11 protein-coding genes are annotated in these 18,256 nt (G+C 54.8%); 9 read left to right on the top strand and 2 right to left on the bottom strand.

Features of this window, described 5'->3' with window-relative positions:
* Positions 1-44 precede the first annotated feature (44 nt).
* From LOZ86_RS17095 to recD, 8 genes are all read left to right on the top strand, one after another.
* Positions 45-548, top strand: coding sequence for a prepilin peptidase-dependent protein (locus tag LOZ86_RS17095; RefSeq protein ID WP_039483831.1), 504 nt, complete (start codon positions 45-47; stop codon positions 546-548).
* Positions 542-1,168 (top strand): prepilin peptidase-dependent protein, encoded by a 627-nt coding sequence (locus LOZ86_RS17090; RefSeq protein WP_072012372.1) that lies wholly within the window; start codon positions 542-544, stop codon positions 1,166-1,168. Before LOZ86_RS17095 ends, LOZ86_RS17090 begins: the two co-directional genes overlap by 7 nt.
* The gene (locus LOZ86_RS17085) at positions 1,165-1,620 is read left to right on the top strand and encodes a YgdB family protein (RefSeq protein WP_225969797.1); all 456 of its coding nucleotides are present in this window, start codon (positions 1,165-1,167) and stop codon (positions 1,618-1,620) included. The genes LOZ86_RS17090 and LOZ86_RS17085 overlap by 4 nt, the downstream gene beginning before the upstream one ends.
* Complete coding sequence (locus LOZ86_RS17080) at positions 1,607-2,002, top strand: prepilin-type N-terminal cleavage/methylation domain-containing protein (RefSeq protein WP_039483834.1); 396 nt, start codon at positions 1,607-1,609, stop codon at positions 2,000-2,002. The genes LOZ86_RS17085 and LOZ86_RS17080 overlap by 14 nt, the downstream gene beginning before the upstream one ends.
* Before the next feature lie 57 nt (positions 2,003-2,059).
* A complete protein-coding gene (gene recC / locus LOZ86_RS17075) occupies positions 2,060-5,458 on the top strand; it encodes an exodeoxyribonuclease V subunit gamma (protein ID WP_039512993.1) in 3,399 nt (1,132 codons plus the stop codon).
* Positions 5,459-5,554: 96 nt separating this feature from the next.
* Positions 5,555-8,491: a pitrilysin gene (gene ptrA, locus LOZ86_RS17070; RefSeq protein WP_230242492.1), complete on the top strand. Its 2,937-nt coding sequence runs from the start codon at positions 5,555-5,557 to the stop codon at positions 8,489-8,491.
* Positions 8,488-12,069: an exodeoxyribonuclease V subunit beta gene (gene recB, locus LOZ86_RS17065; protein ID WP_230242490.1), complete on the top strand. Its 3,582-nt coding sequence runs from the start codon at positions 8,488-8,490 to the stop codon at positions 12,067-12,069. Before ptrA ends, recB begins: the two co-directional genes overlap by 4 nt.
* Positions 12,066-13,931: an exodeoxyribonuclease V subunit alpha gene (gene recD / locus LOZ86_RS17060; protein ID WP_230242488.1), complete on the top strand. Its 1,866-nt coding sequence runs from the start codon at positions 12,066-12,068 to the stop codon at positions 13,929-13,931. Before recB ends, recD begins: the two co-directional genes overlap by 4 nt.
* A gap of 76 nt (positions 13,932-14,007) precedes the next feature.
* Here recD and LOZ86_RS17055 read toward each other — a convergent pair whose 3' ends face one another.
* Positions 14,008-15,030: a LacI family DNA-binding transcriptional regulator gene (locus tag LOZ86_RS17055; RefSeq protein WP_039483839.1), complete on the bottom strand. Its 1,023-nt coding sequence runs from the start codon at positions 15,028-15,030 to the stop codon at positions 14,008-14,010.
* Positions 15,031-15,356: 326 nt separating this feature from the next.
* On the opposite strand from LOZ86_RS17055, the gene LOZ86_RS17050 reads away from it, so the two are divergent.
* The gene (locus LOZ86_RS17050; protein WP_010286465.1) at positions 15,357-16,553 is read left to right on the top strand and encodes an L-talarate/galactarate dehydratase; all 1,197 of its coding nucleotides are present in this window, start codon (positions 15,357-15,359) and stop codon (positions 16,551-16,553) included.
* An 83-nt stretch (positions 16,554-16,636) separates the two neighbouring features.
* On the opposite strand, the gene argA is transcribed toward LOZ86_RS17050, so the two are convergent.
* On the bottom strand, positions 16,637-17,980 hold the full coding sequence (gene argA / locus LOZ86_RS17045) for an amino-acid N-acetyltransferase (RefSeq protein WP_174866179.1): 1,344 nt from the start codon (positions 17,978-17,980) through the stop codon (positions 16,637-16,639).
* Positions 17,981-18,256: the final 276 nt, after the last annotated feature.

The raw sequence follows: 18,256 nt of genomic DNA, 5'->3' as shown, positions 1-18,256 counted from the left end.
GTTAATGCGCTGTTTTTGCAGATAAGACTCACTATCCTGACGCCATGAAAACAGGGAATCGACAACGGCGAGGGTTTACCTTGCTTGAATTACTCGTGGTGCTGACGATTGTGGCGCTGATGGCGGGTGGCGGTTTGCATGGCTGGATTCAGTATCAGCAAGCAATTCGTCTGGAGCAGAGTGCACAGCAACTGCTGGATTTTTTGAGTCGGGTTCAGGTGAATGCCTACTGGCATAACGAAACCCGCACGGCGAAGCTCATACCGCAGGGTGATCTATGGTGCATGGTGACGGGGCTGAATGAAAAACAGGCAGAGGAGACGTGCCGTGAGAACCATCCGGGACAGTTTGTTCGCCGCACGCAGGATGTTGTGCTGGCAAAGTTCACAAGCAACGTTTTTACGTTCTTTGGTTTGCGTAATGCGGCACAGGCCGGACACATATCATTGTCGAATTCTGCGGGTCAGCTGCGTCTCATCATCTCGGTGAGAGGACGGATACGTCTGTGCAGCGAGGCGCAGGCTGTTCTGGCGATTCCCCTATGCTGAAACCGATAGCGTTGAGACCGACCGTGTTAAGGCAACCAAGGCTGAGGCGTAAGCAGAGTGGATTCACTCTGCCGGAAATCCTGTTAGCACTGAGCTTAGGTAGCCTGATTATGCTGTCGGCGGCACAGTTGTACCCTCTATTGCGCAGTCAAAGTCAGGACAGCGCACAGCTTTTCCGGCTGGAGCAATTGTTCAGTCAGGTGGCGATGGGGGTTGAGAAAGATATCCGTCGGGCTGGTTTTTGTGCGGGAACCTGTCAGGGAAAGGCAATTAGCATAGGGAACTATCCGGGGGAGGCGGAAAACAGCTGTCTGAATGTCTCTTACGATCTGAACCGGAATGGGGTTTGGGACGGTGGGGAACAGCAGGATGCGGAATCTTTTGGCTATCGCCTGCGCGGTCGGTCGTTGGAAATTCAGAGCGGGGCGCATAACTGTCAGGGCGACAGGTGGGAGAAACTGTTTGATCCGCAGGAAGTGGTGCTCACGGTGTTCCGATTACAGCGCCTGTCTGCACAAAATAATACGGCGTTGTATGAATTACAACTGGCTGGTTATTGGGCCAAGCGTCCTGCCGTTCGGCAGCATACCACTCGCCTTATTCTTGGGCGCAACCAATGAGAAAAGGACATCAGGAGGGAAGTGGAACGCTGGCTATGGTGCTGCTCATCGCCATTATCGGCCTGCTGTTGATGTCTGGTTTGCAACGCCAGCTTGATGCTGCTATTCAGGTGGGGAACGATGAACGACATTATCTGCGAGCGTTCAATCAGGCATTGTCCTCGCTGAACTGGGGAAGAGGGCAGCGTTGGATCACGCTAACGGAAAGCTGGCAGTGTCAGCAGTTATCGACAGAACAGCTCGTAGTGTGCTTGCGTGCGGCCTCGGATGGGGAGCAAGGATTACTGCGTGGCGAAGGGACTCTTCCTGCTTCAGCGCGACCGTTGACGTTGTACCAACGCGTGTCCTTTTCAGCACAGTCGTCGGGACAGATTGCGATTCAACCATTGAGTAGCGGCTGGCTAGATTTTTGTCCTGATAAGGAGGTGACACGCTGTGATGCAACAGAATAGCGCGCTGAACAAGGGGGTTGCGAGCCATCAATTTGGTTTTAGCCTGCCGGAAACGCTAGTGGCGGCGCTGCTGTTCGCTGTGTCGCTGATGGGGTTACTGCAATATCACCAGATCTTGCAGCAGTCATTTCAACACCAGTTGCAGCAGCGTCAGGCCTGGCGATTGGCGATGCAGCAGTTGGAGGCCTATGAAGCGGGTGTACGGTATAATCCGTCTGATAGTGATAATACCGCGTCTCTTGCGAGTAAAAACTGGCAGTTTAGCGTGTTAGAGCAGCGACAGAATGGAGAATGCCGTCAGGTAACGGCAAGAGTCATGACGCCACGTCGCTATCAGGCTACACTAAACCGTTGGTTTTGCCTGTCATCGCCTGTTGGATAGGCATACTTGGGTAAACTATGAATTATAAATCGTAAGCCGCGGCGAGCAGGAGCCAGAATGTTTAGAATCTATCACTCCAATCAGTTAGATATCTTGAAAAGACTGATGGTTGAGCTGATAAAACGTCAGCCGCTTGCGGATCCTTTCCAGCAGGAAGTGATTTTAGTTCAAAGCCCGGGGATGGCGCAGTGGCTGCAAATTGAACTGGCTGGACACTTCGGGATTGCTGCCAATATTCAATTCCCGCTGCCCGGTGTTTTTTTGTGGAATATGTGTCGCCATGTGCTGCCGGATATTCCAAAAGAAAGCGCCTTCAGCAAGGATGCGATGACGTGGAAGCTCATGCATTTGCTGCCCGATTTATTGGCTCAGCCGGATTTTGCGGCCCTTAACCACTATTTGCAGGATGATGATAACCAGCGAAAGCTGCATCAGCTTGCCGGACGCGTGGCGGATCTTTTCGATCAATACCTGATTTATCGCCCCGAGTGGATCAAGGCATGGCAAGAAGGGAAACAGGTTGACGATCTCGGCGGGAACCAGCTGTGGCAGTCGGCGCTGTGGCGTGCGCTGGTGGACTACACTCGCGAGCTGGCGCAGCCTGAATGGCACCATGCGATTCTGTATCAACGCTTTATTACTGCGTTAGAACAGGCAAAAACGTGCCCGAAAGGCCTGCCGCCACGCGTTTTTATCTGCGGTATTTCGGCGTTACCCCCGATCTATTTACAGGCGTTGAACGCGCTGGCGCGTCATATTGATGTGCATCTGCTATTTACCAATCCCTGCCGCCATTACTGGAGTGACATTCAGGATTATAAATTTCTGGCGAAGCTAAAAGCCCGCCACCGCCGCTTACATCGCTTTGACGGCGAGCAGACTGATGAAACCCGCCCGCTATTTCGCGCTCCCTTACTGGCAGAAGCGTTGTTCAACGATGACGGTAAACAGTCGATTAATAATCCGCTGCTGGCATCGTGGGGAAAACTGGGACGCGATAACCTTTATCTGCTGGCTGATTTGGATGGCGTGCAGGAGATCGACGCTTTTGTTGAGTCGGATGGCGAAAACCTGCTGCAAACCTTGCAGCGCGATATTCTTGAGCTGGAAGACCACGCGGTAGTGGCCGTCAGTCACGACACGCAGAACACCAGCATGCAAAAACGCCTGCTGGCTCTCGACGATCGTTCGATCGATTTTCACGCTTGCCACAGCCCGCAACGTGAAGTTGAAGTGCTTCACGATCGGCTGCTGGCCATGATGGCCGACGATCCTGAGCTGATGCCGCGCGATGTTATTGTGATGATGGCGGATATCGACAGCTATACGCCGTTTATTCAGGCGGTGTTTGGCAACGCGCCAGATAACCGCTACCTGCCTTTTGCCATCTCCGATCAGCGTGCGCGACATGCGCATCCCGCTTTGCAGGCGGTAATCAGCCTGCTGGATTTACCGACGAGCCGTTTTACGGCGGAACAGGTTCTGGCATTGCTTGAAGTGCCCGCGCTGGCTGCGCGTTTCGGTATTCAGGAAGAAGGCCTACGGCGTCTGCGCCTGTGGGTAGTGGAATCAGGTGTGCGCTGGGGATTGGATGACGACAATGTGCGCGATCTGATGCTGCCGCCAACGGGGCAGCATACGTGGCGCTTCGGCCTGACGAGAATGCTGCTGGGCTATGCGATGGACAGTCAGGTCGGCGACTGGCAGGGCGTGCTGCCTTATGATGAATCCAGCGGCCTGATTGCCGAACTGGCTGGTCAACTGGCCGAACTGCTGATGCAGATCCACCACTGGCGTCAGCGCCTGTCTCAGCCGCGCGTGCTTGTTGACTGGCTACCGCTATGTCGAGAGCTGATCGAAACCTTCTTTGATGCTGACAGCGAGACCGAAGCGGCGCTGGCATTGGTGGAAAAACAGTGGCAGTACGTGATTGGTATGGGCACGATGGCGCATTATCCGCAACAGGTGCCAATCTCCCGGTTACGTGATGAACTGTCGCGGCGTCTCGATCAGGAGCGGCTCAGCCAGCGTTTTCTGGCTGGTTCGATCAACTTTTGTACGCTGATGCCGATGCGTTCCATCCCGTTCAAGGTCGTGTGTTTGCTGGGCATGAATGATGGCGTTTATCCTCGAACGCTGCCACCGCTCGGGTTCGATCTGATGGGGCGGAAAATCAAGCGCGGCGATCGTAGCCGACGTGATGATGACCGCTACCTGTTTCTTGAAGCGCTTCTGTCGGCGCAGCACAAACTTTATATCAGCTATATCGGTCGCTCGATTCAGGATAATACGCGCCGCTATCCTTCCGTATTGGTCAGCGAACTGACGGAATATATCGCACAAAGTTACGTCCTGCCGGGCGATGAAGCGCTGGATATCGATAGCAGCGCGGAGCGCGTGGTGAAGCACCTGTGCCGCGAACATAGCCGCATGCCTTTTGATGCGAATAACTTCCTGTCTGCACCGCAGCCGTTGAGCTTTGCGGCCGAGTGGCTGGCGGCGGCGAACCAGAAAGGAGAAGCTCAGCCTGATTTCGATCGTGAAGCGCTGTCCGAAAGAGCGAGCGATAGGGATGTCAGTCTGGACGATTTAAAGCGTTTTTATCGTCACCCTGTGCGAGCCTTTTTTCAGCTGCGGCTTGGCGTGAGTTTTATGCTGCACAGCGATGAGCTGTTGGATGAAGAGCCCTTTGTGGTTGATAGCCTTAATCGCTATCAATTGAATAGCGAGTTGCTTAATACCTTGATTAATGAAGGCGATAACGAAAAACTGTATCGTCGTGCCAGAGCTGCGGGTGAGTTACCCTATGGCGCGTTCGGCGAAATTTACTGGCAGGAACAGCAGCAGGAGATGGCGCAGTTGGCTGCGCGCGTGCGTGATGAATTAACGCCGTCGCTGTCGGTGAGTCGGGAAGTGGATATTCTCCTTGACGGCGTGCGCATCAGCGGCTGGCTGAATCAGGTGCAGCCGGATGGTTTGCTGCGTTGGCGTCCCGGCACGCTTTCCATGAAGGATGGCATTACGCTGTGGTTGGAACATCTGGCCTACTGTGCAACGGGCGGGCAGGGTGAAAGCCGGCTGTATGGGCGGGAAGATACGGCGTGGCGCTTTGCTGCCTTGTCGGAAGCGCAGGCCAGAGAACATCTGTCTGTCATGCTGGATGGCTATCGTCAGGGAATGAACAAGCCGCTGTTATTGCTCAATAAAGCGGGGAGCGCCTGGCTGGCTGAATGTTATGATCGTGAAAGCGACAGCCTGCGGTCGGATGAGGAAGCGCAGAACAAAGCGCGCGCCCGTTTACTGCAAGCCTGGCAGGGCAACATGGGAATGCGGGGAGAAGGTGAGGATTATTACCTGCAACGCATTATCCGTGAGTTGGATGAAAAGCGAATGAATGAGGTGATTGAAGCGGCGCAAATTTGGCTACTGCCACCGTTCCGCTCTAATCTGGCGTGATGAGTTTGTTTTGGGTAATGCCCGAGTCGATTTCGAGGTGCGAGAAGATAACGCACTGCAACGTGAAAAGTGATGGATATGAGGTTGGAGAATTGCATGCGTAAACAGTGGGTCTGGATTACCGGGTGGTTTCTTTTATTCACATTCTGGCTTCCGGCGAGTTGGGCTGAGACGGGCTGGCAGCCGCTGGCTCAGACGATTCGAAAAAGCGAAAAAGATCCGCGGCAATATCAGGCGATCAAACTGGATAATGGAATGACCGTTCTATTGGTTTCCGATCCGCAGGCACCCAAATCGTTGGCATCACTGGCGCTGCCTATTGGCTCGCTGGACGATCCCAATAATCAACTGGGATTAGCGCATTACCTCGAACACATGGTGCTGATGGGATCGAAACGTTACCCAGAGCCAGAGGCGCTGTCCGAGTTTTTGAAAAAGCATGGCGGTAGCCACAATGCCAGCACGGCGTCTTACCGTACGGCGTTTTATCTGGAAGTAGAAAATGATGCGCTGCGACCAGCCGTAGATCGGATGGCGGATGCGATTGCGGAACCGCTGCTCGATCCGGTGAATGCCGATCGTGAGCGTAACGCGGTCAATGCGGAATTAACCATGGCGCGTTCGCGCGACGGTCACCGCATGGCGCAGGTGGGGGCGGAAACGCTGAACCCAGCGCACCCAAGCGCGCGTTTTTCGGGGGGGAATCTTGAAACCCTGAGCGATAAACCCGGCAGCAAACTGCATGATGAGCTGGTGAAGTTCTATCAGAAATACTACTCCGCCAACCTGATGAAAGGGGTGATTTACAGCAATCAACCTCTGCCTGAACTGGCGAAATTGGCGGTTGATACATTCGGGCGCATTCCTAATCACAACGCCAGTGTTCCTGCGGTTACCGTTCCTGTGGCGACGGAAAAGCAGCGCGGCGTAATGATTCACTATGTTCCTGCTCAGCCAAGAAAACAGCTGCGCATTGAGTTTCGCGTCAGCGATATTAGCCAGGAATTTCGCAGCAAGACGGATACCTACATTAGCTATCTGATCGGCAACCGCAGCCAGAATACGCTCTCTGACTGGTTGCAAAAGGAAGGGCTGGTTGAGTCTATCGGGGCGGGTTCTTCGCCGATCATCGACCGTAATGGCGGCATGTTCGCTATTTCAGCCTCGCTGACCGATAAAGGTCTGGCACAGCGTGATGAAGTGATCGCGGCGATATTCCGTTACCTGCAACAAATCCGCACCGAGGGGATTCAGCAGCGCTATTTTGATGAGATCGCGCATGTTCTGGATTTGGATTTCCGATATCCGTCCATCAGCCGTGATATGGACTACATCGAATGGTTGGTGGATACCATGCTGCGCGTGCCGGTCGAACATACGCTGGATGCGCAGTATGTTGCCGATCGCTACGATCCGAAAGCTATCGCCGCACGACTGGACGAGATGACGCCGCAGAACGCGCGCGTCTGGGTCATCAGCCCGAATGAGCCGCATAATAAAGTGGCCTATTTCGTCGATGCGCCGTACGAGATGAATAAAATCCCGTCAGCAACATTCGCAAAATGGAAAACGCTGGGGCAGAAAATGTCACTGTCGTTGCCGACGATAAACCCTTATATCCCGGATGATTTCTCCCTGATCAAAGCCGATAAGGCGATGACTAAACCGACACTCCTGCTTAATCAGCCGGGGCTGCGCGTGCTGTATATGCCAAGCCACTACTTCGCTGATGAGCCGAAAGCGGAAATCACGCTGTTCCTGCGTAATCAGGAAGCGCGCAGTACCGCCCGTAATCAGGTGCTGTTTGCGTTAAACGATTATCTGGCAGGTCTGGCGCTGGATGAACTGAGCTATCAGGCTTCGATCGGCGGCATCAGTTTCTCCACCCGCAGCAATGATGGTCTGGTGATTAGCGCCAATGGCTATACCCAGCATTTGCCACGGTTGCTGCTGACGTTGGCGGATGGCTACGCCTCCTTTACTTCGACGGAAGCACAGCTGGAGCAGGCGAAATCCTGGTACATACAGCAGCTGGATGCGGTAGAGAAATCAAAAGCCTTTGAACAGGCGTTGCAGCCCGTTCAGGCGATATCGCAATTGCCTTACTTTGAGCGCGCAGAACGTCGTAACCTGCTGAAGAATATCCGTTTACAGGATGTGGTTAACTACCGCAAAGACCTGCTGCAAAAAGCCACGCCGGAAATGCTGGTCGTCGGCAATCTGGCACCAGAGAAAGTCACCGAGCTGGCGAATACGCTGAAGGCGCATCTGAAGGCTGGTGGCGAAAATCTGTCGCGCAGCGATGATGTCAAAGTCAGTAAGCCGCAGCTTGCTAATCTGCAACGCCCGGGCAGCAGCACGGATTCTGCGTTAGCCGCGGTGTATGTACCGACGGGGTATTCGGAAACGGAAAGCATGGCGTATAGCTCGGTGCTGGGGCAGATCGTTCAGCCTTGGTTCTATAGCCAACTGAGAACGGAAGAGCAACTGGGTTACGCGGTGTTTGCCTTCCCAACCACGGTCGGCCGACAGTTGGGCATTGCCTTCCTGCTGCAAAGCAACAGCAAACAGCCTGCTTATCTGTATCAGCGCTATGAAGATTTTTACCTGAAAGCGCAAAAACGACTGCGCGAAATGAGTAAAGAAGAGTTTGAGCAGTATAAGCAAGGCGTGATGAATGAGCTGAGCCAGCGCCCGCAAACCTTAGGCGAAGAGGCCAGCCGACTGCGTCGCGATCTGGATCGGGAAAACTTCGCTTTTGATTCACGCGAGAAACTGCTCGAACAAATCAAACCGCTGACGGTGACGCAACTGGCCGATTTCTTCCAGAAGGCGCTGAAGCCTGAAGGCCTGGCGATTCTGTCGCAGGTTTCTGGCAGCCATCATGGTAAAGCCGACTATGCCGCACCGAAAGGATGGCATACCTACGCGGATGCGTCTTCATTGCAGAAAACGTTACCGCGTGAGAAAGCACCTACGATGATCCCTGCGCCAGTAACATCAGAAGCTGTTGGTAAGGTTTCAGCAGAATGAAAAATGCCGCGCCGCAATCATTAGACGTCATGACGTTGCCGCTCCTCGGGGAGCGGCTGATTGAGGCGTCGGCCGGAACGGGGAAAACCTATACGCTGGCTGCGCTTTACCTGCGCCTGTTGCTCGGGCTGGGCAAGCAAGCCGCGTATCCACGTCCGCTATTGGTCGAAGAAATTCTGGTTGTGACCTTTACGGAGGCCGCGACCGAAGAACTGCGAGAGCGTATTCGTGCCCGAATCCACGCTTTACGCATCGCCTGCCTGCGTAAAAGCGCGCAGGGTGAAGAGGCGGGAAAGCCTAAAGATACTTCGCTAGCGCAGCTGCTGGCGGAGATTTCGGACCACCGCAGTGCGGCCGACGTATTGCTGGCGGCCGAACGCCAAATGGACGAAGCGGCGATCTACACGATCCACGGCTTCTGCCAGCGTATGCTCAGTACCAATGCGTTTGAATCTGGCGTGCTTTTCGAACAGGTGCTGATAGAAGATGAACAGCCGCTGCGCCGTCAGGCCTGCGCTGATTTCTGGCGTCGTTATTGCTATCCGCTGCCGGTCGAGGTCGCACGTATTGTCGGTCTGGAGTGGAAAGGGCCGGAAAACCTGTTGGCCGATCTGGCGCCTTATCTGCACGGTGAAGCCCCTGCGTTTCGCTTGCCGCCAGAAGAAGATGAAACGCTGCTGAGTCGACATGAAAAGATCGTGGCGACGATCGATGCGTATAAACAACGCTGGCTGCTGTCGGCAGCGGAACTGGAAGCGTTGATTAGTGCTTCTGGCGTCGATAAACGCAGCTACAGCAGTAAGCATCTTCCCAACTGGCTACAAAAAGTCACGCTGTGGGCAGAGCAGCCGACGCTGGATTATCAGTTGCCGAAAGATCTGGTGAGATTTACCCAGCAAACGTTGATTGAGAAAACGAAGAAAGGTGAGCCGCCTGTCCATACCCTCTTTGAGGAGACCGAACGGCTGCTTGAAGCGCCGCTGTCGCTGCGCGATTTAGTCATTGTTCGCGCGCTGTCGGCGATTCGGGAGTCGGTAAGTGAGGAAAAACGGCAGCGAGCAGAACTGGGATTTGACGATCTGCTGAGCCGTCTGGATGTTGCGTTGCAGCAGCCGAGTGGTGAACAGCTTGCCAGCGCGATTCGCGAACGCTATCCGGTAGCGATGATCGATGAATTTCAGGATACCGATCCCCAACAGTACCGTATTTTCCGAACGCTGTACGTCGGGCAGCCGCAGTGTGGGCTACTGCTGATCGGTGATCCTAAGCAGGCTATTTATGCGTTTCGCGGTGCGGATATTTTTACCTACATGCACGCGCGCGGAGAAATAGCCGCGCATTATACGTTGGGTACGAACTGGCGCTCGTCGCACCAGATGGTACGTGGTGTTAACCGCCTGTTTGAACGCCTCGACTCTCCTTTTATTTTTCAAAATATCCCTTTCCTGCCAGTTAAGCCTGCCGAGTCCAAGCGCGGTCTGGTGTTTGAGGTCGCGGGGCAGCCTCAGCCTGCGCTGCAATTCTGGCTAACGGGTTCAGAACCGATTGGCGTAGGAGATTATCAGCAGCAGATGGCGCGTCAGTGTGCGGCGCAGATTCGTGACTGGCTGGCGGCCAGTCAGCGAAATGAAGCCTGGCTGGTCACCGACGATTCCCGCCGTTTGGTCAGAGCATCTGACATGAGCGTACTGGTGCGTAGCCGACGTGAAGCCTCGCTGATTCGTGACGCGCTGAGCCGTTTGTCCATTCCTTCGGTGTATCTGTCCAATCGCGACAGTGTATTCAGCACGCCAGAAGCCAGCGATATGTTGTGGCTGTTGCAGGCGGTGCTGGCACCGGAGCAGGAGCGTACGTTACGCAGCGCGATGGCGACGACTCTGATGGATCTGGATGCTGAACAGGTTGATGCATTAGGACAAAGCGAAGCCGCGTGGGATGCGCTGGTGGATGAATTTGCAGGTTACCGTGCTCTGTGGCGTCAGCGCGGCGTACTGCCGATGCTGCGTGCGCTGATGAGTCAACATCAACTGGCGGAGAACCTGCTGGCGAGTGCGGAGGGCGAACGCCGCATTACCGATATTCTGCATATCGGCGAGTTATTGCAGGATGCCTCGGCAACGCTTGATAGCGAACATGCGCTGGTGCGCTGGCTATCACAGCAGATTGTCCAACCTAATCCGCAGGCAGAGAACCAGCAGCTACGTCTGGAAAGCGATCGTCATTTGGTGCAGATCGTGACGATCCACAAATCGAAAGGGCTCGAATACCCGCTGGTGTGGCTGCCTTTTATCAGTAACTTCCGCGTGCAGGATCAGGGGATTTACCACGATCGCGAAAGCTATCAGGCCGTGTTGGATCTGCAAAATAATGAAGAAAGCCAGACGCTGGCGGAAGAAGAGCGGTTGGCGGAAGATTTACGTTTGCTGTATGTCGCGCTAACCCGTTCTATCTATCACTGTAGCGTGGGTGTCGCCCCCGTTCAGCGGTCGCGTAAGAAAGACGGCAGCAGCGATATGCACCAGAGCGCGCTGGGCTATTTACTCCAGCGCGGTAAAGAAGCCGAGGCCGCCACGTTAGTCAGCGAGCTGGAAGGCATGGTTGGCGACGGTGTCGCATTGACACCGCTACAGGCTACGGAAGAACAGCGCTGGCAGCCGGATAGACCGGAACTGGCAGAGCTGCGGGCTCGCCACATCGAACGCCAGCTGCGCGACGGCTGGCGAGTAACCAGCTATTCGGGGCTTCAGCAGCATGGTTCTGCCAGTGCGCAGGATCTGGTGCCGCGTCTGGATATCGAAGCAATAGGCGAACGTCAGGAAGCGGATGAAACCCAACTGACACCGCATACGTTCCCGCGCGGCGCGAGTCCGGGTACGTTTTTACATAGCCTGTTTGAAACGCTGGATTTCACTCAGCCCGTTGAGGATGACTGGCTAGCCGAGCAGTTACAGCTACAGGGATTTGAAGCATACTGGCACCCGGTGTTAAAGGCGTGGATGGATACGCTTTTACATACGCCGCTTAATGAGCAAGGGATCGCGCTATCGGCGCTGGATAACGCCGATAAGCAGGCCGAATTACAGTTCTATATCCCGATTGACGCGCCAATACAGGCAGCGCAGCTTGATCGACTGGCAAAGCATCACGATCCGCTATCTGCACGCTGTCCGGCGCTCTCTTTTCAGCAGGTGAAAGGCATGCTGAAAGGGTTTATCGATCTGGTGTTCCGCTGGGAAGGGCGTTATTACCTGCTGGACTATAAGTCCAATTGGCTCGGCCCTGATGCCAGTGCATACACCCAAACGGCCATGATGCAGTCGATGGCCGAACATCGCTATGACCTGCAATACCAGCTCTACACGCTGGCTTTGCATCGCTATCTGCGTCATCGCATTGCGGATTATGACTATGAGCGTCATTTTGGCGGGGTGTTTTATCTGTTTTTACGCGGCGTTGAAGCGTCTCACCCCGGCAATGGCATCTTTGCTTGTCGTCCCTCTGCTGAATTTGTTTTCGGGCTTGATGCACTCTTTAAGGGAAAGACGCCTGACGATGCTGATACAGGAATTCCCTCATGATTGCGTTACTTGAAACGGCACTGACGCGGCGGTTGCTGCGCCCTCTGGATGTTCAGTTCGCCAGAATGTTGGCGGATGAAACGCAGCCCGATCTGCTGTTGGCCGCCGCCTGTCTGAGTGCACATTCGGGGGCGGGGCACGTGTGTTTACCGCTGGAGAATTTGCAGGCGCAGACGCTGTTTGACGGCCGCGAGCCTGAACTGGCGCAACAGTTGCTTGCGGCGGCAGGACTAAACACGGTTTCCGCATGGCAGCTGCGCTTACTGGCGTCCGATGCCGTCAGCGACGGCAGCCAGCCGACGCCGCTGGTGCTGCAAGGAGAAAAGCTGTATTTACAGCGTAGCTGGCAGAGCGAAGGGCGCGTGGCGCGGTTTATTGCCAGCGAGCGCGATACGCTACCCGTTGATGAATCTGCGATCCGAGCGGTTCTGGATCGGCTGTTTCCTGACGCAGGCGAAGAGATTAACTGGCAGAAGGTCGCCGCAGCTGTCGCCTTGACGCGCCGCATTGCGGTTATTTCCGGCGGGCCGGGAACGGGGAAAACGACGACGGTGGCCAAATTGCTGGCGGCGCTGATTGAGCTGAATACGGGAGAGACGTTGCGTATTCAACTGGCTGCGCCGACTGGGAAAGCGGCTGCGCGGCTCACGGAGTCGCTGGGGCAGGCGCTGCACCGTCTTGCGGTAGAGCCTCGGCTGCGGGATGCGTTTCCGCAGGAAGCGACAACGCTGCATCGTCTTTTGGGCGCGGTGACAGACAGTCAGCGCCTGCGTCACCATCAGGACAACCCGCTGCATTTGGATGTGCTGATTGTGGATGAGGCCTCGATGGTCGATCTGCCGATGATGGCAAATGTGATCGCTGCGCTTCCGCCACACGCCAGAATTATCTTTCTGGGTGACCGCGATCAGTTAGCGTCCGTCGAGGCGGGTGCGGTGTTGGGCGATATCTGTCGTTTTGCCGAGGCTGGCTATAGCCGTGAGCGGGCGCAGCAATTGCTGCGACTGACGGGCTGTCAACTGGATGAAAGCGGCCCTGAAGGGCAGACGACAGTCAGTGACAGTATTTGTCTGTTACGCCGGAGCTACCGTTTCGATCCGCATTCCGGGATTGGTCAACTGGCGCTGGCGGTTAACGGCGGTGATGATGCGCGTGTGCGTGCGGTGTTAAACGGCGAGTTTGCCGACATTACCTGTAGCCCGTTAACCGATGCTGAAGAGTATCAGGCCATGCTGGCACAGTGTGTCGAAGGGTATCGTGATTATCTACAGCTTGTTGCTACGGGATCCACGCCGGATGCTGTGCTGCTTGCCTTCCAGCGCTATCGCCAGCTGTGCGCATTGCGCGAAGGGCCATTTGGCGTAGCAGGGCTGAATCAGCGCATCGAGCAGGCTTTGCATCAGGCTGGGCTGATTCAGCGCAGCCGTAATCCGCTTAACCGCTGGTATTCCGGCCGACCGGTCATGATTGAACGTAACGATGCCGCATTGGGTCTGTTCAATGGGGATATCGGTCTTGCCATGATGGGAGAAAGCGGGGAACTGCGCGTATTTTTCCCGTTGCCAAATGGCGAAACCAAAGACGTTACGCCAAGCCGTCTGCCGCCGCATGAAACGGCCTATGCGATGACGGTGCATAAATCACAGGGATCGGAGTTTGATCATACGGCGCTGGTGCTGCCTAACCACTATTTGCCGGTGCTGACGCGGGAGCTGGTGTATACCGCCATCACCCGCGCGTGCCAGCGTTTGTCACTCTATACCGATGTCCGTATTCTCTGCCGAGCGGTGAAAACGCCAACGCAACGCTATAGCGGCCTGGAAGAGAGAATTAGCGCACTGATGAATGGCGACACACCTTAAATCATTTGTGTTGCAGGCTGGCAAGGCCCACGGCGGGCCGAGTCGGTGAGGGCAATCAAATGTGATGAATAGAACGTCAGGCAGACTCGCGTTCAATCAGTGAAAAACCGATATCCACGATGGGAGAGGGTACGCTCTTCCCCTCAATTTTTTCTGCCAGCATTGCCGCTGCGTCGGTGCCGATCTTCCAGCGATCAACCCTGACCGTTGTAATCGTCGGTTTGCTGTGTGCAGCGAAATCCAGATCGCCAAATCCCATGACTGCCAGTTGCCCCGGCACCGCTAATCCTCTGGCAGCCGCTTCGATCATCACACCTTGCGCCAGCGTATCGGAACTGCAAATGATGGCATCAAAAACGTCGCCATTAGCCAGAAGTTCACTCAGCCCTTGTCGCCCTAACGCCAGCGTCGCAGGCCACGGGGCGATGGCTTCACGCACGTAGCTTTCCGGCTGTTTTTGTATGAGGTCGTAAATGCCTTTCTTACGTAATCCGGCACGCGTGTCTTCGGTCCAGACAAGGCCAAAGCGCGAATGTCCTTTACCCAGCAAATAGTGCCCAATAGCGTTCCCGATATTTTCATGGGAAAAACCGACCAGCATATCGAGCGGCGTCGGGGTGAGATCCCAGATTTCAACGACGGGGATCGTGGCGTTGAGCAGAAGACGTTTGAGTTCGGGCGTGTGGTGAATACCGGTGAGGACGATCCCGTCTGGGCGACGAGAAAGCAGGGTAGCGACAATCTCTGCCTCGGATTCATTGGTATAGCCAGCAACGCACAACAGCATGTGGTAACCGCGTGCGGCCAGCTCATCGCTGATTGCCTGAACGGTATCAACGAACATGTTGTTATTGATTTGCGGTACAACGACGGCGATCAGCTTACTGCGTCGGGAGGCGAGCCCGCCCGCTAACATATTGGGGATATAACCTGTGGCGCGGACCGCTTCCATCACCTTGTTCACGGTTTCTGCACGAACAATCTTCGGATTGTTCAACGCGCGGCTGACGGTCATGGGCGAAATGCCTGCGGCACGCGCGACATCTTCAAGCGTGGGAGCACGCGGCGGCATGCTGCTGGCGTTCTTATCGCGTTTCAATCACGGGTTCCCTTCTGAGGCTGCGCGCATATTCACATGTCGCTGGATTATCGTTGATGGTACATCGGTTTACCAGTCGCCTGTGTTTCTGACAACCTGCCGAATTGTCTCGCTTTTTCGGGCTGGCCCAAGAGCTGGCTAGGCGGTATTTCCGCTGTATCCTCTAACTTTTTGTGGTGATTGCGCAATCATTAATTTTGTCTCTTGATGGACGGTTTTATCGTGATAATGATTATTATGTGATATGCATTGCATGTTTTTTCTTCATTTATCGCTATCTTCCTTCTGTTTATGAATGTTAGCGCAATCATTTTACGAGGTAAGACATGACCATCAGTGCAAATTCAGCAGCAGTTAGCTATGCAAAAGTCACGAACGTCAGGACGGCTGCCGAGTCGGGCGATCGAATCGAATGGGTAAAACTCTCTCTGGCGTTTTTGCCGCTGGCAACGCCGGTTAGTGATGCGAAAGTACTGACCGGAAGGCAGAAACCCCTGACCGAAGTCGCCATTATTTTTGCGGAAATCCGCAGTCGTGATGGGTTTGAAGGGGTCGGGTTCAGCTACTCCAAGCGAGCGGGCGGACAGGGCATTTATGCCCATGCGAAAGAGATTGCCGATAATCTGCTGGGCGAAGATCCGAACGATATCGATAAGATCTATACCAAGCTGCTGTGGGCTGGCGCATCGGTTGGCCGCAGTGGCATGGCAGTACAGGCGATTTCTCCGCTCGACATCGCGCTGTGGGACATGAAAGCCAAGCGTGCGGGCCTGCCTCTGTCTAAGCTGCTGGGCTCACACCGTGATTCCGTGCAGTGTTACAACACCTCCGGCGGCTTCCTGCATACGCCATTGGATCAGGTATTAAAAAATGTCGTGATCTCCCGTGAAAGCGGCATCGGCGGGATCAAACTGAAAGTCGGCCAGCCGAATACGGCGGAAGATATCCGTCGCCTCACCGCGGTGCGTGAAGCGCTGGGGGATGACTTCCCGCTGATGGTGGATGCCAATCAGCAGTGGGATCGCGAAACGGCGATTCGGATGGGCAGAAAGATGGAAGCCTTTAATCTGATCTGGATTGAAGAGCCGCTGGACGCCTACGATGTGGAAGGTCACGCAGCGCTGACGGCCGCGCTGGATACGCCGATTGCCACTGGCGAGATGCTGACCAGCTTCCGCGAGCATGAACAGCTGATCCTCGGTAACGCCAGTGATTTCGTCCAGCCGGATGCACCGCGTGTGGGTGGGATTTCGCCTTTCCTGAAAATTATGGATTTGGCTGCGAAGCACGGTCGTAAACTGGCACCGCATTTTGCGATGGAAGTGCATTTGCATCTGGCTGCGGCCTATCCGATTGAACCCTGGCTGGAACACTTCGAGTGGCTGAATCCACTTTTCAACGAGCAGCTAGAGCTGCGCGATGGGCGCATGTGGGTATCCGATCGTCTGGGGTTAGGATTTACGCTGAGTGAACAGGCAAGGAAGTGGACAACGCTGAGCTGTGAGTTTGGCAAGCAGCCATAAGCGGATGAAAACATCGTGAGCGAATGAAAACAGCGTGGCCGATTTTACGATCGGCCACGAGAAGCGTTATCGAGTGGAATAACTCAGAGATCCAGCACCAGAATCTTCGAGCGACGCTGGTAGTTATACAGCGCCTGCTTTTTCTTCGGCAGCATTTCCACTTCGGCGGGTAAAAAGCCGCGTTCCTGGAACCAGTGGATGCTGTGCGTTGTCAGCACGAACAGCTTTTGCAGACCCTGCTGACGCGCCTGAGCGGCAACGCGCAGTAACAGCATATCGCCGCGTGATGAACTGCGGTAATCCGGGTGAACCGCGACGCAGGCCATTTCGCCGATGCTTTCTTCTGGGAATGGGTAAAGCGCAGCACAGGCGATGGTCAGGTTATCACGTACCACGACGGTGAATTTGTCGATTTCCATTTCCAACTGCTCGCGCGAGCGTCTGACCAGAATACCTTGCTCTTCCAATGGGCGGATCAGTTCCAGAATACCGCCAATGTCATTGATGGTCGCCCGGCGAACTTGCTCGGCGCTTTCCATCACGATCTGCGTACCGATGCCGTCGCGTGAGAACAGTTCTTGCAGCAGCGCGCCGTCGTCCTGATAGCTGATCAGGTGGCTACGGCGTACGCCGCTGCGGCAGGCTTTGACCGCGCCGCGCAGGAATCGGACCGTCCCCGAATGGTAATCGCCAGTCTGTTCCAGCGCATCAATACGCTGCTGTGCATCGTCAGGGAACAGCTCGGAAATGATGTTGCCTTCTTCATTGGTTACGCCCTGCGAGGAGCAGAAGCCGATCATCTTTTCCGCTTTCAGCTTAATAGCGAGCTGGGTCGCGACCTCTTCCGAGGTTAAATTGAAACTTTCACCGGTGACTGAAACCGCAACCGGACCGAGCAGCACAATGGCACCGCTATTCAGCTGGCGGTGAACGGCTTCCTCATCAATGCGGCGAATACGGCCGCTGTGGCAATAGTCCACACCGTCATCCACGCCAAGCGGCTGCGCGATAATAAAGTTACCGCTGACGACATTAATGTGGGCGCCTTGCAGCGGCGTGTTGTTCAGGCTCATCGACAGCCGGGCGGTGATGTCCAACTGCAACATTCCTGCTGCCTGCTTGACCAGCTCCAGCGTGGTGCTGTCGGTGATGCGGGTGTTTTTATGGTAGAGAGGCTCGTAGTGATGCGTTGTCAGATTGGCATCGATCTGGGGACGAGCGCCATAAACGACCACCAGCTTGATCCCCAGACTGTGTAGCAGCCCGATATCATTTACGATGCTAGAGAAGTTGGCATGTTCAATGGCTTCGCCACCTAACATGATGACAAACGTTTTGCCGCGGTGGGCATTGATATAGGGAACTGAATGGCGGAAGCCCTGAACCAGTTCTGTACTCCGTTCCTTCACTGCGAGCCCTCTTTGCATTTTTATTCGTAATTTCTGTATTTTTATTCTTTATGACGTAAAAGGCAAGAGGAAGTATTAACCAGAAAAGCGAGGATTAATGCTTCATCTTGAGACCATGCCCTAAATAATTCGAGTTGCAGGAAGGCGGCAACCGCGCGAGTCCCCAGGAGCTTACATAAGTAAGTGACTGGGGTGAGTAAGGGAAGCCAACGCACATGCGGCTTGAAGTATGACGGGCATGAATAGGATTTTTGCATGACAGCATGGAATAGATTCGTTAAAGTTTTTGACAAT

It is taken from the genome of Pectobacterium parvum, from assembly GCF_020971565.1.
Lineage (GTDB): Bacteria > Pseudomonadota > Gammaproteobacteria > Enterobacterales > Enterobacteriaceae > Pectobacterium > Pectobacterium polare.
The sequence above is the reverse complement of the archived record's forward strand: the minus strand, read 5'-3'. Positions and strand labels throughout refer to the sequence as shown.